Here is a 16,293-nt window from a genome sequence, read left to right as displayed (position 1 = left end):
GCGCGGGGGAGCGCCGGGGGCCGGCCGGGGTCAGCGCGCGGCGCGGCGCTCGCGGGCCGAGGTGACGGTGTCGAGGTCCGTGTGCCGGGTCTCGGGGGAGAGCGCCAGTGCGATGACGGTGATCGCCGACGCGGCGGCCAGGTAGTAGCCCACGTAGGAGACGTCGAACTTCTGCACCAGCCAGGCGGCGATGAACGGGGTCAGCGCCGCGCCGAGGATCGAGGACACGTTGTAGGCGATGCCGGAGCCGGTGTAGCGCGTGTTCGTGGGGAACAGCTCGGGCAGCACCGCGGACATCGGCCCGAAGGTCAGGCCCATGAGCGTCATGCCCGTGGCCAGGAACGCCAGCATCAGCGGCACGTTCAGCTCCGCGCCCACGCCCATGTTCTCCGGCGAGAGCCACAGGCCGAACGAGAGGCCGAACAGCACCATGAGCACCGAGATCACGATCAGGGTGGGGCGGCGGCCGAAGCGGTCCGCCAGCAGGCCGGAGACCGGCACGAACGCCGCGAAGAACAGGATGCCGACCAGCTGCAGCACGAGGAACTCGGCGTAGGGGACGCCCAGGAAGCCGTTGGCCGGCTTGCCGATCGCGTAGGAGAGGATCCACGTGGTCATCAGGTAGAAGAGCACGTAGGTGGCGTACATGACGAAGGTGCCCAGGATCAGCTCCCACCAGTTGCGGCGGAACACCTCGCCCAGCGGCGCCTTCACGCGCTGGTCGCGGTCGAGGGCGCGCTGGAAGACCGGGGTCTCCTCGAGCTTGACGCGGACGTAGAGGCCCACGGCCACCATCACGATCGAGAGCAGGAACGGCACGCGCCACACCCACGTGAGGAACGGGCCGTCGAGCACCGGGCTCGTGGAGTCGTGGCCGAAGCCGAGCACCAGCGCGAGGAACAGGCCGTTGGCCAGCAGGAAGCCGATCGGCGCGCCGAGCTGCGGCCACATGGCCGCCTGCGCGCGCTTGCCGTCCTTGGCGTACTCGGTGGCCAGCAGGGCGGCGCCGGACCACTCGCCGCCGAGCCCCAGGCCCTGGAAGAAGCGCAGCAGCGTCAGCATGGCCGGCGCCCACAGGCCGATCTGGTAGTACGTGGGCAGCAGGCCGATGAGGAACGTCGCGATGCCCATGGTCAGCAGCGAGCCGATGAGCGTGGTCTTGCGGCCCACGCGATCGCCCAGGTGGCCGAAGACGACGGCGCCCAGCGGCCGGGCGACGAACGCCGCGCCGAAGGTGGCCATGGAGGCCAGCAGGGCCGTGTTGTCGTCGCCGCCCGCGAAGAAGATCAGCGGGAACACCGAGACGGCGGCCGTGGCGTAGATGTAGAAGTCGTAGAACTCGATCGAGGTGCCCACGAGCGAGGCGATGATGACCCGCGAGCGGGGCACCTCCTCCGCAGTGGCAACCGCGTCCGACGTGAGATCGGTGGGGGCGCCCGGGTTCGCGGGCGGGGTGGAGTGGGGCATGGTGTCTCCCTGGTATGACGGGCACAGGGGGTCGCGAACGACCACGATGTGAGACGAAGATGCGTGTCAGGTTAAGCCTCGTCGCGCCGATCTGCGAGAGTCATGTCCCCGTCGTCCACCATGCGGAACCAGCCCACGACGCCGGCGCTCCCCGCCGTCGTCGCCGGCGGCTCACTCCGCGTCGGCGATGGTGGCGATCACCGTGCCGGCCGTGACCGTCTGGCCCGGCTCGACGTCGAGACCGCTGACCACGCCCGCGCGGTGGGCCGCGAGCGGCTGCTCCATCTTCATGGCCTCCACGACCACGATCAGGTCGCCCTCGGCCACGGTCTGGCCGTTCTCGGCGGCGACCTTCACCACGGTGCCCTGCATCGGGGCGGTCAGCGCGTCCGTGCTGACGGCCGCGGCCACCGGTGCGCCGCGCTTGCCGCGGGGCCGGCGTCGTCCCGCGCCGGCCCGCTGGGCGGCGCCGGAGATCGTGTGCAGGGCCTCGCCCCACGTGGGCAGGGTGACGTCCACGCGCTTGCCGTTGACCTCCACGGTCACGGTGTGGCGCGCCTCGCGGGGGGCCGGCTCGGCCGGGGTGAGGGCGCTCGGCTCGATGCGGTTCGCGAACTCCGTCTCGATCCACCGGGTGTGCACCGAGAACGGCTCCTCCGAGCCGGCGATCTCGGGGGCGAAGGCGGGGTCGCGCACCACGGCGCGATGGAAGGGCAGCACCGAGGGCATGCCGACGATCTCGGCCTCGCGCAGGGCGCGGGCGGCGCGCTGCAGGGCCTGGCGGCGGTCCGCGCCGGTGACGATCAGCTTGGCGACCATGGAGTCGAAGGCCCCGGACACGGTCTCGCCCTCCACCACGCCGGAGTCCACGCGCACGCCCGGGCCGCTGGGCATGCGGAACGTGGTGAGCCGGCCGGGGGCGGGCAGGAAGTTGCGGCCCGGGTCCTCGCCGTTGAGGCGGAACTCGATCGAGTGGCCGCGGGGCTGCGGGTCCGTGTAGCCGAGGGCCTCGCCGCGGGCCAGGCGGAACTGCTCGCGCACGAGGTCGATGCCGGTGATCTCCTCGGAGACCGGGTGCTCCACCTGCAGGCGCGTGTTCACCTCGAGGAAGGAGATGGTGCCGTCCTGGCCCACGAGGAACTCGCACGTGCCCGCGCCGACGTAGCCGGCCTCCTGCAGGATCGCCTTGGAGGACTCCACGAGGCGGGCGTTCTGCTCGTCCGTGAGGAACGGCGCCGGGGCCTCCTCCACGAGCTTCTGGTTGCGGCGCTGCAGCGAGCAGTCGCGGGTGGAGATCACGACGACGTCGCCGTGCACGTCCGCCAGGCACTGCGTCTCCACGTGGCGCGGCTTGTCCAGGAAGCGCTCCACGAAGCACTCGCCCCGGCCGAACGCGGCCACGGCCTCACGGACCGCGGACTCGTAGAACTCGGAGATCTCCTCGCGCGTGCGGGCCACCTTGATGCCGCGGCCGCCGCCGCCGTAGGCCGCCTTGATGGCCACCGGCAGGCCGAACTCGTCCGCGAACGCGACGACCTCCTCCGTGCCGGTCACGGGGGAGGTGGTGCCCGGCGCCAGCGGGGCGCCGACCTTGGTGGCCAGCTGGCGGGCCGAGACCTTGTCGCCCAGCCGGTCGATCGCCTCGGCGGGCGGGCCGATCCACACGAGGCCGGCGTCAGCCACGGCGCGCGCGAAGTCCGCGTTCTCGGAGAGGAAGCCGTAGCCGGGGTGTACGGCGTCCGCGCCTGCGCGCTCGGCGGCGTCGAGGATCTTGCCGATCACCAGATAGGAGTCGGCGGCGGTCTCCCCGCCGAGGGCCACGGCCTCGTCCGCGAGCGTCACGTGCAGGGCGTCCCGGTCCGGCTCGGCGTAGACGGCCACGGAGGTCAGCCCCTCGTCCTGGCAGGCCCGGATGATGCGCACGGCGATCTCGCCGCGGTTGGCGATCAGCACCCGGGAGAACCGGCGCTCCGCCGCGGGGTCGACGGGCGGGACGACCGAGGCCTGCGGTGCGTCGGCGATGCTCATGGGCGATGGACTCCTCGGACGATCACGGCTGGGGGTGCGGGCGCCACGTCCGGGGTCGTGCCCCTCACCCGGTGGGGCGAAAGGCGCGGGACGGCGCCGACTCTGACCAGCACCCTACTCGTTGTGGCGGAACCCTCCGAGGCACGCGGCCCTGTCGCGCCGGATCAGCGCTGCGCGTTGGAGGGTTCCCACAACCGGGTGACGTCCTGACCCAGGGCCGCCGCGGCCCGCCGCAGCCACGCCACGGACAGCCCGATCACCGCGTTGGGATCCCCGTCCACGCCGTCCACGAGGGCCGCGCCCGCGCCGTCCACCGTGAACGCGCCCGCGCAGTGCAGCGGCTCGCCCGTGGCCACGTAGGCCTGGATCTCGGCCTCGGTGACGGCGCCGAAGCGCACGACGGCGGACACCACGCCCGCCTCCGCGGCCATCCCGGACCCGACCCCGGGCTCCGGCAGCACCAGGCCCAGCCAATGGCCCGAATGCAGCACGCCCTCCCGGCCGGCCTGGGCGCGCCAGCGCTCGACGGCGACCTCGGGCTCGTAGGGCTTGCCGTGGGCGCGGCCCTCGAACTCGAACACGGAGTCGCAGCCGAGCACGAGCGTGGGGGCCTCGACGCCGGCGCCCGCCACACGGGCGGCCACATCGCGGCCCTTGGCCTCCGCCAGCAGGCCCGCCAGCTCCGCCGGCGACGGGTCGCCCGCCGCCGCGCCCACGGCCGCCTCGTCCACTCCCGAGACGACGACGCGGAACGGTACCCGCGCCCGGGTCAGGACCTCCGCCCGGCCGGGGGAGGCCGAGCCGAGCACCAGCCGCAGGCTCATGCCGGGGCCGGCCGCGCCGTCGTCGTGCGGGATCACGCGAGCGCCTCCCGCAGGGTGTCCAGGCCCATGCCGCCCAGGCGCAGGGCCCGGGTGTGGAAGGCCTTGAGGTCGAAGTCGGCGCCCTCGGCCTGCTCGTGCTCGGCGCGGATCTGCTCCCAGATGCGCTGGCCCACCTTGTACGCCGGCGCCTGCCCCGGCCAGCCGAGGTAGCGCGTGAACTCGAAGCGGCGCTGGCCCTCGGAGATCATCAGGTGCTTGGCCAGGAACGCGTAGCCCTTCTCCGGGGTCCACGCGCCGCCGCCCTCGGACTCGGGGGCGTCGAAGCCGCAGTGGTAGCCGATGTCGAACACGACGCGGGCCGCGCGCATGCGCTGCATGTCCAGCATGCCGAGGTGGTCGCCCGGGTCGTCGAGGAAGCCGAGCTCCTCCATGAGCTTCTCCGCATACAGCGCCCAGCCCTCGCCGTGGCCGGACGTCCAGCAGAAGCTGCGGCGCCACAGGTTGAGGTTCGCCCGGTTCATCATGGCGGTGGCGATCTGCAGGTGATGGCCCGGCACGCCCTCGTGGTAGACCGTGGTGGTCTCCGCCCACGTGGTGAACTCGTCCTCGCCCGGGGGCACGGACCACCACATGCGGCCGGGCCGGGAGAAGTCGTCCGAGGGGCCGGTGTAGTAGATGCCGCCCTCCTGGGTGGGGGCGATCATGCACTCGAGCCGGTCCATCGGGGCCGGGATCTCGAAGTGCTCCTTCATGGCCTCGACCGCGTCGTCGGAGAGCCGCTGCATCCATGTGCGCAGGGCCTCGGTGCCCTTCAGGGTGCGCTCCGGGTCCGCGTCCAGGATCGCGCGCGCCTCCTCGATCGTGGCGCCCGGCCGGATGCGCTCGGCGTCCGCCTGCTGCGCCGCGATGATGCGGGCCAGCTCCTCCTGGCCCCAGCGGTAGGTCTCCTCGAGGTCGATCTCGGCGCCGAGGAAGACGCGGGAGGCCAGCCGGTAGTACTCGATCCCGACGCCGTCCGCCTCCGGGGCGTGCGGGCGCAGCTCGGCCTCGAGCGTGTCCGCGAAGGCGCGGTAGGCCTGCGCGGCGGTGTCCGCGCCGGAGCGGATGCGGGCGGCCAGGGCGCCGTCCACGACGTCGGCTGCCTCGGCCCGCTCGACCAGGCCCGGGAAGAACCCGCCCGCGGCGCCGTGGGCGCGGGCCTGCTCCACCACGATGTCCACCTGGCGCACCGCGGCCACGTGGCCGGCGTCGCGGGAGGCGAGCAGGGACTCCGTGTAGCCGCGCAGGGCGGCCGGCAGGTTCTCGAGGCGGCCGGCGATGTGGCCCCACTGCTCCGCGGTGTCCGTGGGCATGAGGTCGAAGACCGCGCGGATGCCCTGGGCAGGGGAGGCGATGTTGTTCAGCTCGGTGCGGCCGGTCGCGTGGATCTCCCGCTCGAGGCCGATGCGCTCCTGCATAGCCGCCTTCGTGACGCGGTCCGTCTCGTCCTGCGGCTCGAGCGCGGCCAAGTCCTCGAGCAGGCGGGCGTTGAGCTCGTCGTCGGCGCGGGCGCCGGCGGGGGAGAAGTCCGTGTACTCGGTCTCTCGGCCCGGGAAGCCGAGCTCGGTGGCGGTGTCCGGATGCAGGGCGAGGAGGTCGGTCACGTAGCGCTCGGCGAGCGCGTCGATGGCGGACGGGGTGCGGGCGCCGTCGACGGCGGCCTCAGGGGTGTGCTGGGTCATACCGGCACTCTAGGCGCTGGCGCCCGCGTCCCGGCTCACTGCGGGCCCGCGCCCTGACGCCACTGACCGCGGCCGGGCCGGGCCCACAGGCCCAGGTCGCCGCGACGGCGGAGCGTGCGGTCCAGGGGGCGGGGGTCGGCGGCCTCGGCGGCGAGCCGGGCGGCTTCGGCCCGGGCCGCGGCGGCCGCCTCGAGGACGGCGGCCAGTGCGGCCATCTCCTCCGGCTCCAACTCCGGGCCGCTGAGCTGCAGCGGGTCGGCCGACGGCGGCGTGGCCTGCGTCGACTCGTCGTTCTCGTCCGGGGCGCCCGGGCCCAGCAGGGCGCTCACAGCGGCATGTTCCCGTGCTTCTTGGCGGGGCGGGCCTCGCGCTTGTGCAGGGTGGCGCGCAGGGCGCGGATGAGCTGGCCGCGGGTGGCGTGCGGGGGCACCACGGCGTCCACGTAGCCCAGCTCGGCGGCCTGGTATGGGTTGAGCAGCTCGGCCTCGTAGTCGGCCACGATCTCGGCCCGGCGCGCGTCGACGTCGCCGCCCGCCTCCGCCGTCGCCTTCAGGTCGCGCCGGTACAGGATGTTCACGGCGCCCTGGGCGCCCATCACGCCGATCTGGGCGCTCGGCCAGGCCAGGTTCAGGTCCGCGCCGAGCTTCTTGGAGCCCATCACGATGTACGCGCCGCCGAAGGCCTTGCGCGTGATCACGGTCAGCTTCGGCACGGTGGCCTCGGCGTAGGCGTAGATCAGCTTGGCGCCGCGGCGGATGATGCCGTTGAACTCCTGGTCCGTGCCGGGCAGGAACCCGGGCACGTCCACGAGGGTGATGATCGGGATGTTGAACGCGTCGCAGAAGCGCACGAACCGCGCGGCCTTCTCCGAGGCGGCGATGTCCAGGGTGCCGGCGAACTGCATCGGCTGGTTCGCGACGACGCCCACGCTCATGCCGTCCAGGCGGGCCAGGCCGGTGATCACGTTGGGCGCGTACAGCTCCTGCAGCTGCAGCAGGTGGCCCTCGTCCACGATCGAGGCGATGACCTCGAGCATGTCGTAGGGCTGGTTGGCGGAGTCCGGGACGATCTCGTCCAGGGCGAGGTCCTCGTCCGTGGGCTCCGGGTCCGCGGCCTCGAAGGTCGGGGCCTCCGCGAGGTTGTTGGAGGGCAGCAGCTCGAGCAGCTCCTGCACGTAGGCGATCGCGTCCTCCTCCGAGGAGGCCATGTAGTGGGCGGTGCCGGAGGTGGCGTTGTGCGAGCGGGCGCCGCCGAGGGTCTCCATGTCCACGTCCTCGCCCGTGACGGTCTTGATCACGTCCGGGCCGGTGATGAACATGTGCGAGGTCTGGTCCACCATCACCACGACGTCCGTCAGCGCCGGCGAATAGGCCGCGCCGCCGGCGGAGGGGCCCATGATCAGCGAGATCTGCGGGATCATGCCCGAGGCCAGGACGTTGTTCCGGAAGATGTCCGCGAACTGGGCGAGGGAGGCCACGCCCTCCTGGATGCGCGCGCCGCCGCCGTCGAGGATGCCGATCACGGGGCAGCCGTTGCGCGCGGCGAACTCCTGGACCTTCACGATCTTCTGGCCGTTGCGCTCGGACAGCGAGCCGCCGAACACGGTGAAATCCTGGGAGTAGACGGCCACCTGGCGCCCGTCCACGGTGCCGAAGCCGGACACCAGGCCGTCGCCGGCCGGGTGCTTGGCGTCCATGCCGAACGCGGTGGTGCGGTGCACGGCCAGCGCGTCCAGCTCCACGAAGGAGCCCTCGTCCAGGAGGAGGTCGATCCGCTCGCGCGCGGTGTGCTTGCCGCGAGCGTGCTGGCGCTCGACGGCGTCCGGGCCGCCGGGCGCGGCCGTCGCCTCGAGCCGCCGATGCAGGTCGGCCAGCCGGCCGGCCGTGGTGGTCAGATCGGGATCGGTCACACGTCCTCCTTGTGGTGGTCCGCCAGATGCGGAGGCTCAGTCGGCCAGTGTACGGGCCGCCGCGGACGCCCACGGTTGGAGGAAGCCCACAAACGGCGAGGACGTCGGCCCGGGCCGCCCGTCCGCGCGCCCCGGCGGCGGATCGGCCCGCCCAGCCCGCCCCCGGGGACGCCGTGTATATCTAGGGGCATGCACCCCGACGACGCCCCCACACCGGATCTGACCTGGCTGGACTCCGCCGGCTCCACGCAGGATGAGCTCCTCGCGCGGCTGGACCGCGAGGGGCACCGGCACGGTGCGGCCGTGGCCACCGCGGACCAGCGGGCCGGCCGGGGTCGACACTCCCGCGTGTGGAGCGCCGCCCCGGGGGCGGCGCTCGCCCTGTCCGTGTACCTGCGTCCCGAGTCCGGCGGGGTGCCGGTCTCCCCGGCCCACCTGAGCTGGCTCTCGCTCGTCGCCTCCGCCACGGTCGCCGAGCGCCTCGCGGCCCGGGGCGTCCCGACGCACGTGAAGTGGCCGAACGACGTGCTCGCCACGGACGGGCGCAAGCTGTGCGGCGTGCTGGCCACGGTGGCGCTGTCCTCGGACGGCAAGGGGCCCGGCGTCGTCGTCGGGATGGGCGTGAACCTGGACCACCGCGGGGCCGCCCCGGTGGACACCGCCTCGGACCTGGCGGAGTGGATCGGCGCGGACGCCGTGCCCGCGCCCCGGGACCTCGCGGTCGAGCTGCGTGACGCCGTCGTGGCGGCCGTGGACCGCTTCGCGGCGGGCGTGGCGGGTCAGACGGCGGCCGTGGACGGGCGTCACCCGGCCGTGGCGGCCGTGGCGGACCGGCTCTCCACGCTGGGCCGCGCGGTGCGCGCCGAGCTGCCCGGCGGCGGCGTGCTGGAGGGCACGGCCGTGGGCCTCGGCCCCGGCGGCACCCTGCGCGTGAGGCACGTCACACCGGATCATGGCACAATCGAGACCGAGGTCAGTGCGGGGGACGTGGCCCACCTGCGCGGAGACGTCCATCGCGGCGCATGACACACCCGTCCCGGCCAGGAGGTGACCGCCGTGCGGCTCGAGCCCGGTGAGCAGGTGATGGTGCGCACCCGCACCCACCCGCGCGCGCTGCTGCGCCCCGCCGCGGTCCTCGTGGCCGTCGCGTTCCTGCTCGGCCTGGCCGTCGGCGTGCTCGCACGCCCCGACCTGCCCGGGCTCGTCGCCGCGAACCGCGCCGTGCTCGAGGCGGCCGCGTGGGTGCTCGCGGCGCTCGTCCTGCTCCCCGGCACCGTCCGCCCGCTGTGGCGCTGGGTCTTCCGGCGCACCGTGCTCACCGACCGCCGCATCCTCCAGGGCGCCGGCATCGGCGGCTCCGGTGCCGCCATGCCGCTCGTGTCCATCGCGGACGTGCAGCGGCGCCGCCGCGGCTCGGGTGCCGGAGACCTGCACATCCTCTTCCAGGAGCCCGCCCGCCAGGTCCACTGGCGGCTGCGCGACGTCCCCGAGGCCGCGCGCTTCGAGGAGGCCCTGGCCCACCTCACCCGCCAGGCCCGCACCGCGACCTGGCCCGCCCCCGTCCCGACAGGAGACCTCCGATGAGCCGTCCGGAGACACCGGACACCGCACCGCTGCCGATCGTCCCGCCGGCCGAGGACGAGACCGCCCGCGGCGCCCAGGAGCGGTCCGCCGAGCCCGCCGGCTGGACGAGCGCGATGCGCACGCTCGACGCCGGCCTGGTGGTGGGCCCGCGCGCCTACACCTCACGGGAGGTGGCGCAGCGCCTCGGCGTCTCGATGGCCTCCGCCCGGAAGATCTGGCGTGCGCTGGGCTATCCGACGTCGCCGGAGGGGCACAAGGCCTTCACCGAGGCGGACATCGAGGCGTTCGAGTCCGTGCTCACGCTCGTGCGCTCGGGGACGCTGAACGAGGACACGGCCATCTCGCTGGCGCGCTCGATCGGGCAGATGACGGACCGCATGGTGGTGTGGCAGATCGAGGCGCTCGTGGAGGACAAGATCGCCTCCGAGGACCTGACGGACCCGGAGGCGCGGCGGGCCGTCGTCGACATGCTCCCGGACATGGTCGGACCGCTCGAGAAGGCCATGCGGATCGTCTACCGGCGCCAGCTCAACCGCGCCGTGCAGCGCCTGACCGTGCGCGTGGAGGCCGGGCTGGCGGCCAGCGCCCGGGGCCGCGACGGCTCCGAGTCGGACGCGCCGCTGCCGCTGGCCCGCGCCGTCGGCTTTGCGGACATGGTCTCCTACACCACGCTCTCCCGGACCATGGACGACCGGACGCTGGCCCGCATGGTGCTGCGCTTCGAGTCCCTCGCCGCGGAGACCATCTCCGCCGGTGGCGGCTGGCTCGTGAAGACCATCGGCGACGAGGTCATGTTCAACGCCGAGACCCCCGAGGCCGGTGCCGCGATCGCGCTCTCCCTGGCCGAGACCATCGCCGCGGACGAGGAGCTGCCCTCGGCGCGCGTCGCCCTGACGTGGGGACGGGTGCTCTCGCGCATGGGGGACATCTACGGGCCCACCGTGAACCTCGCCGCGCGGCTGACGTCCCTGGCCGATCCGGGTACCGTGCTCGTGGACGCCATGACCGCTGCGGCCCTGTCCCGGGACGAGCGCTTCGTGCTCGTCCCGCAGCCGCCCAGGATCGTCCGCGGGTTTGGAGAGGTCCGCCCCTCCCTGCTCATGGACGGGTCGGCCCAGACCCTGCTCGCCGACTGATCGAGGACCCCGTGGACCCCCGCCCCGAGACCCCGTCCGCGCCGCGACCCCAGGCCGCCGGCGCCACCCACGTGGGCGCCGTCCGCGACCTGAACGAGGACGCGTGGACCCTCGTCGGGGAGCCGCTGGTGCTCGCCGCCGTGGCCGACGGCATGGGCGGGCACGAGGCCGGCGAGGTGGCCTCGGCCGCCGCGATCGAGGCCCTGCGCCGCCGCGCCCCCGAGGTGCTCGCCCCGGGAACGGCCCACACGCCCCAGGAGCTCGGCCACCTGATCCACGAGGCGGACGCCGCCGTCGTCGAGGCCGGGCTGGGGCGCTCCGGCACCACCCTCACCGTGCTGGCCTGCCTGGACACGGAGCGCGGCCGCTGGGCCGTGGCGAACGTCGGCGACTCCCGGGTGTACCTGCGGCCTGTCGGCTCGCCGGTGCTCCAGCAGCTCACGGTGGACCACTCGGCGGTCCAGATGCTCGTCGACGCGGGGGAGCTCACCCCCGCCGAGGCCCGCGTCCACCCGCGCCGCAACGTCATCACCCGCGCGCTCGGCTCGCGCGAGGCGCTCACGGTGGACGTGGCCGAGATCCCCCTCGCCTCCGGGGACCTCGTCCTGCTGTGCAGCGACGGCCTGACCGGCGAGCTGCTGGACGAGGAGATCCGCGCGCTGATCGACGACGCCGACACCCTCGAGGACGCCCTCGAGAAGCTCATCGGCGCCGCCCTGTGGCGCGGCGGCCGGGACAACGTCACGGCGGTGCTCGTGCGCATCCCCTGACCCGGGTGCGCCGTCCGGGACGCCGACTACGCTGGGCCGGGTGAGCACCCCCAAGGAATCCGCCGCCCAGCCCGATCCGCAGGACATCCCCGCCGCGGACCTGCGGGAGGAGTACGAGGACCTCGTGGAGCGGGTCCGCGCCGCCCGGACCGCCTACTACCAGCGGGACGCCCCGGAGATCTCGGACGCCGAGTACGACGCGCTGTACCGCCGCCTCGAGGACCTCGAGGCCCTGCACCCCGAGCTCGTGGCCAACGACTCGCCCACCCAGGAGGTCGGCGGCGAGGTCTCGGAGGCGTTCGCCCCCGTCCGGCACGGGGCCCGCATGTACTCGCTCGAGGACCTGTTCTCCATCGAGGAGCTCGAGGTCTGGTTCCGCCGCGCGGCGCAGGCCCTGACGCAGGTGCGACCGGGCGTGGCGCCCCGCTGGCTCGTGGAGGTGAAGATCGACGGGCTCGCCGTCGCCCTGCGCTACCGGGACGGGCGGCTCGTGCAGGCCGCCACCCGCGGCGACGGCGTCACGGGCGAGGACGTCACCGCCAACGTGCGCACCATCGGGGACATCCCGCACGAGCTCTCCGGCGAGGGCTGGCCCGCCGAGTTCGAGGTGCGCGGCGAGGTGTTCATGTCCTCCGCCGCCTTCGCCGAGCTCAACGCGCGTCGTGCCGAGGAGGGTCAGACGCCGTTCGCGAACCCGCGCAACGCCGCCGCCGGCGCCCTGCGTCAGAAGGACCCGGCCGTCACCGCGCAGCGCCCGCTGGCCATGTTCGTGCACGGCATCGGCTCGGTCGAGGCGTTCGGACTGGAGTCCCAGCACGAGGTGTACGACGCGCTCGCGGGCTGGGGCCTGCCCGTGAGCCCCTACACCCGCGTGGTGGAGGGTGCGGACGAGGAGGCGTTGGCCGCCGTCGTCGCGGTGATCGAGGAGTACGGCCGGCGCCGGCACGAGCTGATCCACGAGATCGACGGCATCGTGGTGAAGGCGGACGCGTTCGCGGACCAGCGCTACCTCGGCCACACCTCCCGCGTGCCCCGCTGGGCGGCGGCGTACAAGTACCCGCCGGAGGAGGTGCACACGCTGCTGCGGGACATCGCGGTCTCGGTGGGCCGCACCGGTCGGGTGACCCCGTTCGCGGTGTTGGAGCCGGTCACCGTGGCCGGGTCCACCGTCTCTCTGGCCACCCTGCACAACCAGGACGTGGTCAAGGCCAAGGGCGTGCTGATCGGGGACACCGTGGTGGTGCGCAAGGCCGGGGACGTGATCCCCGAGGTCGTGGGCCCCGTGCTGCCGCTGCGCGAGAAGGCGATCGAGGCGGGCCGGGAGCTGCGCGAGTTCGTCATGCCCGCGCACTGCCCCTCGTGCGGCACGCCGCTGGCCCCGGCCAAGGAGGGGGACGTGGACCTGCGCTGCCCCAACGCCCGCTCCTGCCCGGCCCAGCTGGCCGGCCGCGTCGAGCACCTGGCCAGCCGCGGCGCCTTCGACGTGGAGGCGCTCGGCGAGGAGGCCGCCCGCTGGCTCGTCCAGGGCCCCGGCGAGGACCCGGCCGAGCACGAGGGGCAGGTGCGCCCCGAGGGTCCCGGCCCCATCACGGCGGAGGCGCAGATCTTCGACCTCGCCTCCGGCACGCCGGAGGAGATCACGGGCCCCCGGGGCGAGGACGGGTTGACGGACCTGCAGCGCTCCCTCGGCGAGGTCCGCGTGTGGCGCGAGGGCCGTACGAAGGTGGACGGCCGCATGGTGCCCTCGGGCGTGTTCACGCTCAAGCCGTACTTCTTCACCGCCGGCACCGCGAAGAAGCCGTCCGCGCCCACGGCCAACACGCTGCGCCTGTTCGACGAGCTCGAGAAGGCCAAGTCCCAGCCGCTGTGGCGCACCCTCGTGGCGCTGTCCATCCGGCACGTGGGCCCGACGGCGGCCCGCTCGCTGGCCACGGCGTTCGGCTCGATGGCGGCGCTGCGCGCGGCGGCCGAGGCCGGCGACCGGGACCGGCTGGCCGAGATCGACGGCGTCGGCCCGATCATCGCGGACGCGCTCATCGAGTGGTTCGCCGAGGACTGGCACCGGGAGATCGTGGACCGCTGGGCCGCGGCGGGCGTGGTCATGGAGGACGAGCAGGACGAGTCCACCCCGCGCACGCTCGAGGGCCTGACCGTGGTGGTCACCGGCTCGCTCGAGGGCTTCTCCCGCGACTCCGCGAAGGAGGCGATCCTCGTGCGCGGCGGCAAGGCCTCCGGGTCCGTGTCCAAGAAGACCGACTTCCTGGTGGCCGGCGAGGCCGCCGGCTCCAAGCTGGACAAGGCGCAGTCCCTCGGTGTGCCCGTGCTGGACGAGGCCGGGTTCACGGCGCTGCTGGCCGGCGGCCCGGACGCCGTGCGCCCGGCGGACACCGACGACGCCACCGACGACGCCGCAGACGGGGAGGCCTCGGCATGAGCGCGCGCATCACGGTCCCGGGCCTGCTCGTGGTCGCCAAGGCCGCCGCGCGCGCCGGCGCGGACGTCCTGGCCCGGCGCTGGACCGGTCACCATCCGGCGGTGCCGCTGGGCATCGAGGAGATCGGCGCGGAGACGAAGTCCTCCGGCTCCGACTGGGTCACCGACTACGACCGCCGCGCCGAGCAGGCCGTCCGGGAGGTCATCGCCGGCTACCGCCCCTCGGACGAGATCACCGGCGAGGAGTACGGCGCCACCCACCCGGCCGAGCCGTCCGGGTACCGCTGGTCCATCGACCCGCTGGACGGCACCACCAACTTCGTGCGCGGCCTGCCGCAGTTCTGCACCTCGGTGGCCGTCACCGGCCCGGTGGACGCCGAGACCGCCGATCTGCTGGGGGTGGCCGAGGGCACCGAACGCTGGCTGGCCGGCGTCGTGGCGGCACCCGCGCTGGGGCGCACCTGGTTCGCGAGCGCGGGCCGGGGCGCCTTCAGCACCGCGGACGCGACGACGGCGGGCGTGGACGTGCCCGACCGGGACGCCGCCCCCGTGCGGCTCACCGGTCCCGTGGCGGGGCGCTCCGGGCGGCTGCTCGCCACCGGCTTCGGCTACGACCCCGCTCGCCGGGCCCTGCAGGTGCGCGCGCTCGCGGCCCTGCTGCCCGCGTTCGGGGACGTGCGGCGGATCGGCTCGGCGGCGCTGGATCTGTGCATGGTCGCGGACGGCACCCTGGACGCCTACGCCGAGTTCGGCACGCAGGAGTACGACTGGGCCGCCGGCGCGTTGGTGGCGGAGGAGGCCGGCGTCGCGGTGACGCGGCCCGCCTCGGCGGACGGCACGGCACATCCTGACTGGATGGTGGCCGGCGACGTGGACGGGTCCGCCCTGGCCGCCATGACGGGGGAGAGGGCATGAGGCGGATCGTCGGAGACCCGTGGTTCTACCCGGTCCTGTTCGTGGCCGGCGGACTGACGTTCATGATCGCGGGGACGCGCCTGCAGCAGGTCGGCATGATCGTGGCCGGGCTCGTCCTGGCCGGCTACGCGGTCACGTACCGGTGGGCGGTCCGGGTCCGCTCGCGGCCGTTCGCCGGCGCGCAGGCGCACGTCGAGCGCGGCGGCGTCGTCGTGTTCTGGCGGCCGGGCTGTTCGTTCACGAGGCGGCTGGTCAAGGAACTGACGGCGCAGGAGCGGGAGCGCGCCTACTGGGTGAACATCTGGCAGGAGCCGGCGGCCGCGACGTTCCTCGAAGGGCTGCACGAGGCGCGCGACGGCCACCCCCACCAGGCCGTGCCCACCGCCTGGCTGCGTCGGCGCGACTACGTCGTGGCCACGGACGCGACCCGCGCCCGCCTGAAGGACACGCTGCGCCAGCGCGCCGGAGGTGACGCATGAGCGCCCTCGTCCGCCCGCTGCGCCCCGAGGACCACGAGGCGGTCGCCGAGCTCACCCTGGCGTCCTATGTCGACGGCGGCCACATCGCCCCCGACGACGCCTACGTGAAGACCCTCATGGACGTGGCCGACCGGGCCGGCCGCGCGGAGGTGCTCGTGGCCGAGGTCGACGGCGAGGTGGCCGGGTCCGTGGTGCTCACCCCGCCCGGCTCGCCCCTGGCCGAGACCTCCGGCGACGGGGAGTACGAGTTCCGCATGCTCGCCGTGCACCCGCGGTTCCACCGCCGCGGGGTGGGCGGCGCCCTGCTGGCCGAGATCGTGGCGCGGGCCCGCGCCGAGGAGGGCGTGGACGCCGTCGTGCTGACCACCATGCCCTCCATGACCGGCGCCCACCGGATGTACGAACGCGCCGGCTTCGTGCGCGTCCCGGAGCGGGACTGGTTCCTCGCGGACGTGGTGCCGGACCTCGACCCGGCCGACGAGACCGGCCCGTTCCTCGTCTACCGGCTCGCGCTGGACTGACCCCGGGCGGGACATCGGCACCGGGACCCCATTCGGGGCGGGAAATCCCTGTCATGCGGGCCCGGAGCGCCGCGGTGGGATGGATCTCCCGCCTCGAAGCGGTGGCGGCGGCCGTCCAGGCCCCGGCACTAGACTCGACCCCGATGTGGCCGCCGCCGCGCCGGCGTCGTCCACCCCGCCCCGACCCGTCACACGAGGAGATCCATGCCTGAGATCACCCGGGATCAGGTGGAGCATCTGGCTCGCCTGGCCCACATCCGGATGACCGACGAGGAACTGGACACGATGTCCGGCGACCTGGAGAAGATCCTGGAGCACGTCTCCGCGGTCCAGGCCGCCGCGGGCGACGACGTGACGCCGACGTCCCACCCCATCGCGTTGGAGAACGTGTTCCGGGAGGACGTGCCGGCCGGCATGCTCACGCAGGAGGAGGCCCTCGACCAGGCGCCGGACTCCGAGGACGGCCAGTTCAAGGTCCCCGCCATCCTGGACGGAGAGTGATCACC

General features: G+C 74.1%; 15 protein-coding genes. 9 read left to right on the top strand and 6 right to left on the bottom strand.

The genetic code is table 11. The annotated features are described in order from the left end of the window. Positions 1–30 precede the first annotated feature (30 nt). The 6 genes from J1M44_RS04690 to J1M44_RS04665 all read right to left on the bottom strand — a co-directional run bounded on the left by J1M44_RS04690 (position 31) and on the right by J1M44_RS04665 (position 7,949). Positions 31–1,467: an MFS transporter gene (locus tag J1M44_RS04690; RefSeq protein ID WP_206480680.1), complete on the bottom strand. Its 1,437-nt coding sequence runs from the start codon at positions 1,465–1,467 to the stop codon at positions 31–33. A 171-nt stretch (positions 1,468–1,638) separates the two neighbouring features. Beyond that, on the bottom strand, positions 1,639–3,495 hold the full coding sequence (locus tag J1M44_RS04685; protein ID WP_206480679.1) for an acetyl/propionyl/methylcrotonyl-CoA carboxylase subunit alpha: 1,857 nt from the start codon (positions 3,493–3,495) through the stop codon (positions 1,639–1,641). Positions 3,496–3,659: 164 nt separating this feature from the next. Beyond that, entirely contained in the window at positions 3,660–4,355 is a 696-nt protein-coding gene (locus J1M44_RS04680) for a Maf family nucleotide pyrophosphatase (RefSeq protein ID WP_206480678.1), read from the bottom strand. Next, positions 4,352–6,040 carry a DUF885 domain-containing protein gene (locus J1M44_RS04675; protein ID WP_206480677.1) on the bottom strand — a complete coding sequence of 563 codons (1,689 nt, stop codon included), beginning with the start codon at positions 6,038–6,040 and terminating at the stop codon, positions 4,352–4,354. Before J1M44_RS04675 ends, J1M44_RS04680 begins: the two co-directional genes overlap by 4 nt. A gap of 35 nt (positions 6,041–6,075) precedes the next feature. After that, the gene (locus J1M44_RS04670) at positions 6,076–6,369 is read right to left on the bottom strand and encodes a hypothetical protein (protein ID WP_235187762.1); all 294 of its coding nucleotides are present in this window, start codon (positions 6,367–6,369) and stop codon (positions 6,076–6,078) included. Continuing rightward, complete coding sequence (locus tag J1M44_RS04665) at positions 6,366–7,949, bottom strand: acyl-CoA carboxylase subunit beta (protein ID WP_041103546.1); 1,584 nt, start codon at positions 7,947–7,949, stop codon at positions 6,366–6,368. Before J1M44_RS04665 ends, J1M44_RS04670 begins: the two co-directional genes overlap by 4 nt. 189 nt (positions 7,950–8,138) lie before the next feature. Here J1M44_RS04665 and J1M44_RS04660 point away from each other — a divergent pair, with 189 nt between their 5' ends. The 9 genes from J1M44_RS04660 to gatC all read left to right on the top strand — a co-directional run bounded on the left by J1M44_RS04660 (position 8,139) and on the right by gatC (position 16,288). Beyond that, complete coding sequence (locus tag J1M44_RS04660; protein ID WP_170079798.1) at positions 8,139–8,975, top strand: biotin--[acetyl-CoA-carboxylase] ligase; 837 nt, start codon at positions 8,139–8,141, stop codon at positions 8,973–8,975. A gap of 30 nt (positions 8,976–9,005) precedes the next feature. Beyond that, entirely contained in the window at positions 9,006–9,533 is a 528-nt protein-coding gene (locus J1M44_RS04655) for a PH domain-containing protein (RefSeq protein WP_206480676.1), read from the top strand. Further along, positions 9,530–10,669: an adenylate/guanylate cyclase domain-containing protein gene (locus J1M44_RS04650; RefSeq protein ID WP_206480675.1), complete on the top strand. Its 1,140-nt coding sequence runs from the start codon at positions 9,530–9,532 to the stop codon at positions 10,667–10,669. The genes J1M44_RS04655 and J1M44_RS04650 overlap by 4 nt, the downstream gene beginning before the upstream one ends. Positions 10,670–10,680: 11 nt before the next feature. Further along, positions 10,681–11,439 carry a PP2C family protein-serine/threonine phosphatase gene (locus tag J1M44_RS04645; protein WP_061867390.1) on the top strand — a complete coding sequence of 253 codons (759 nt, stop codon included), beginning with the start codon at positions 10,681–10,683 and terminating at the stop codon, positions 11,437–11,439. Positions 11,440–11,479: 40 nt separating this feature from the next. Beyond that, the gene (ligA, locus tag J1M44_RS04640) at positions 11,480–13,873 is read left to right on the top strand and encodes an NAD-dependent DNA ligase LigA (RefSeq protein WP_206480674.1); all 2,394 of its coding nucleotides are present in this window, start codon (positions 11,480–11,482) and stop codon (positions 13,871–13,873) included. Further along, a complete protein-coding gene (locus J1M44_RS04635) occupies positions 13,870–14,787 on the top strand; it encodes an inositol monophosphatase family protein (RefSeq protein ID WP_206480673.1) in 918 nt (305 codons plus the stop codon). The genes ligA and J1M44_RS04635 overlap by 4 nt, the downstream gene beginning before the upstream one ends. Beyond that, entirely contained in the window at positions 14,784–15,266 is a 483-nt protein-coding gene (locus tag J1M44_RS04630) for a hypothetical protein (protein WP_020625517.1), read from the top strand. The genes J1M44_RS04635 and J1M44_RS04630 overlap by 4 nt, the downstream gene beginning before the upstream one ends. Further along, on the top strand, positions 15,263–15,787 hold the full coding sequence (locus tag J1M44_RS04625; protein ID WP_036317337.1) for a GNAT family N-acetyltransferase: 525 nt from the start codon (positions 15,263–15,265) through the stop codon (positions 15,785–15,787). Before J1M44_RS04630 ends, J1M44_RS04625 begins: the two co-directional genes overlap by 4 nt. A gap of 204 nt (positions 15,788–15,991) precedes the next feature. Beyond that, complete coding sequence (gatC, locus tag J1M44_RS04620; RefSeq protein WP_002854348.1) at positions 15,992–16,288, top strand: Asp-tRNA(Asn)/Glu-tRNA(Gln) amidotransferase subunit GatC; 297 nt, start codon at positions 15,992–15,994, stop codon at positions 16,286–16,288. The last annotated feature ends 5 nt before the right edge of the window (positions 16,289–16,293 follow it).

The organism is Micrococcus sp. KRD128, from assembly GCF_017168395.1.
Classification (GTDB): domain Bacteria; phylum Actinomycetota; class Actinomycetes; order Actinomycetales; family Micrococcaceae; genus Micrococcus; species Micrococcus luteus.
Note: the sequence above shows the minus strand (reverse complement) of the source record. Positions and strands in the feature narration are given on the sequence as shown.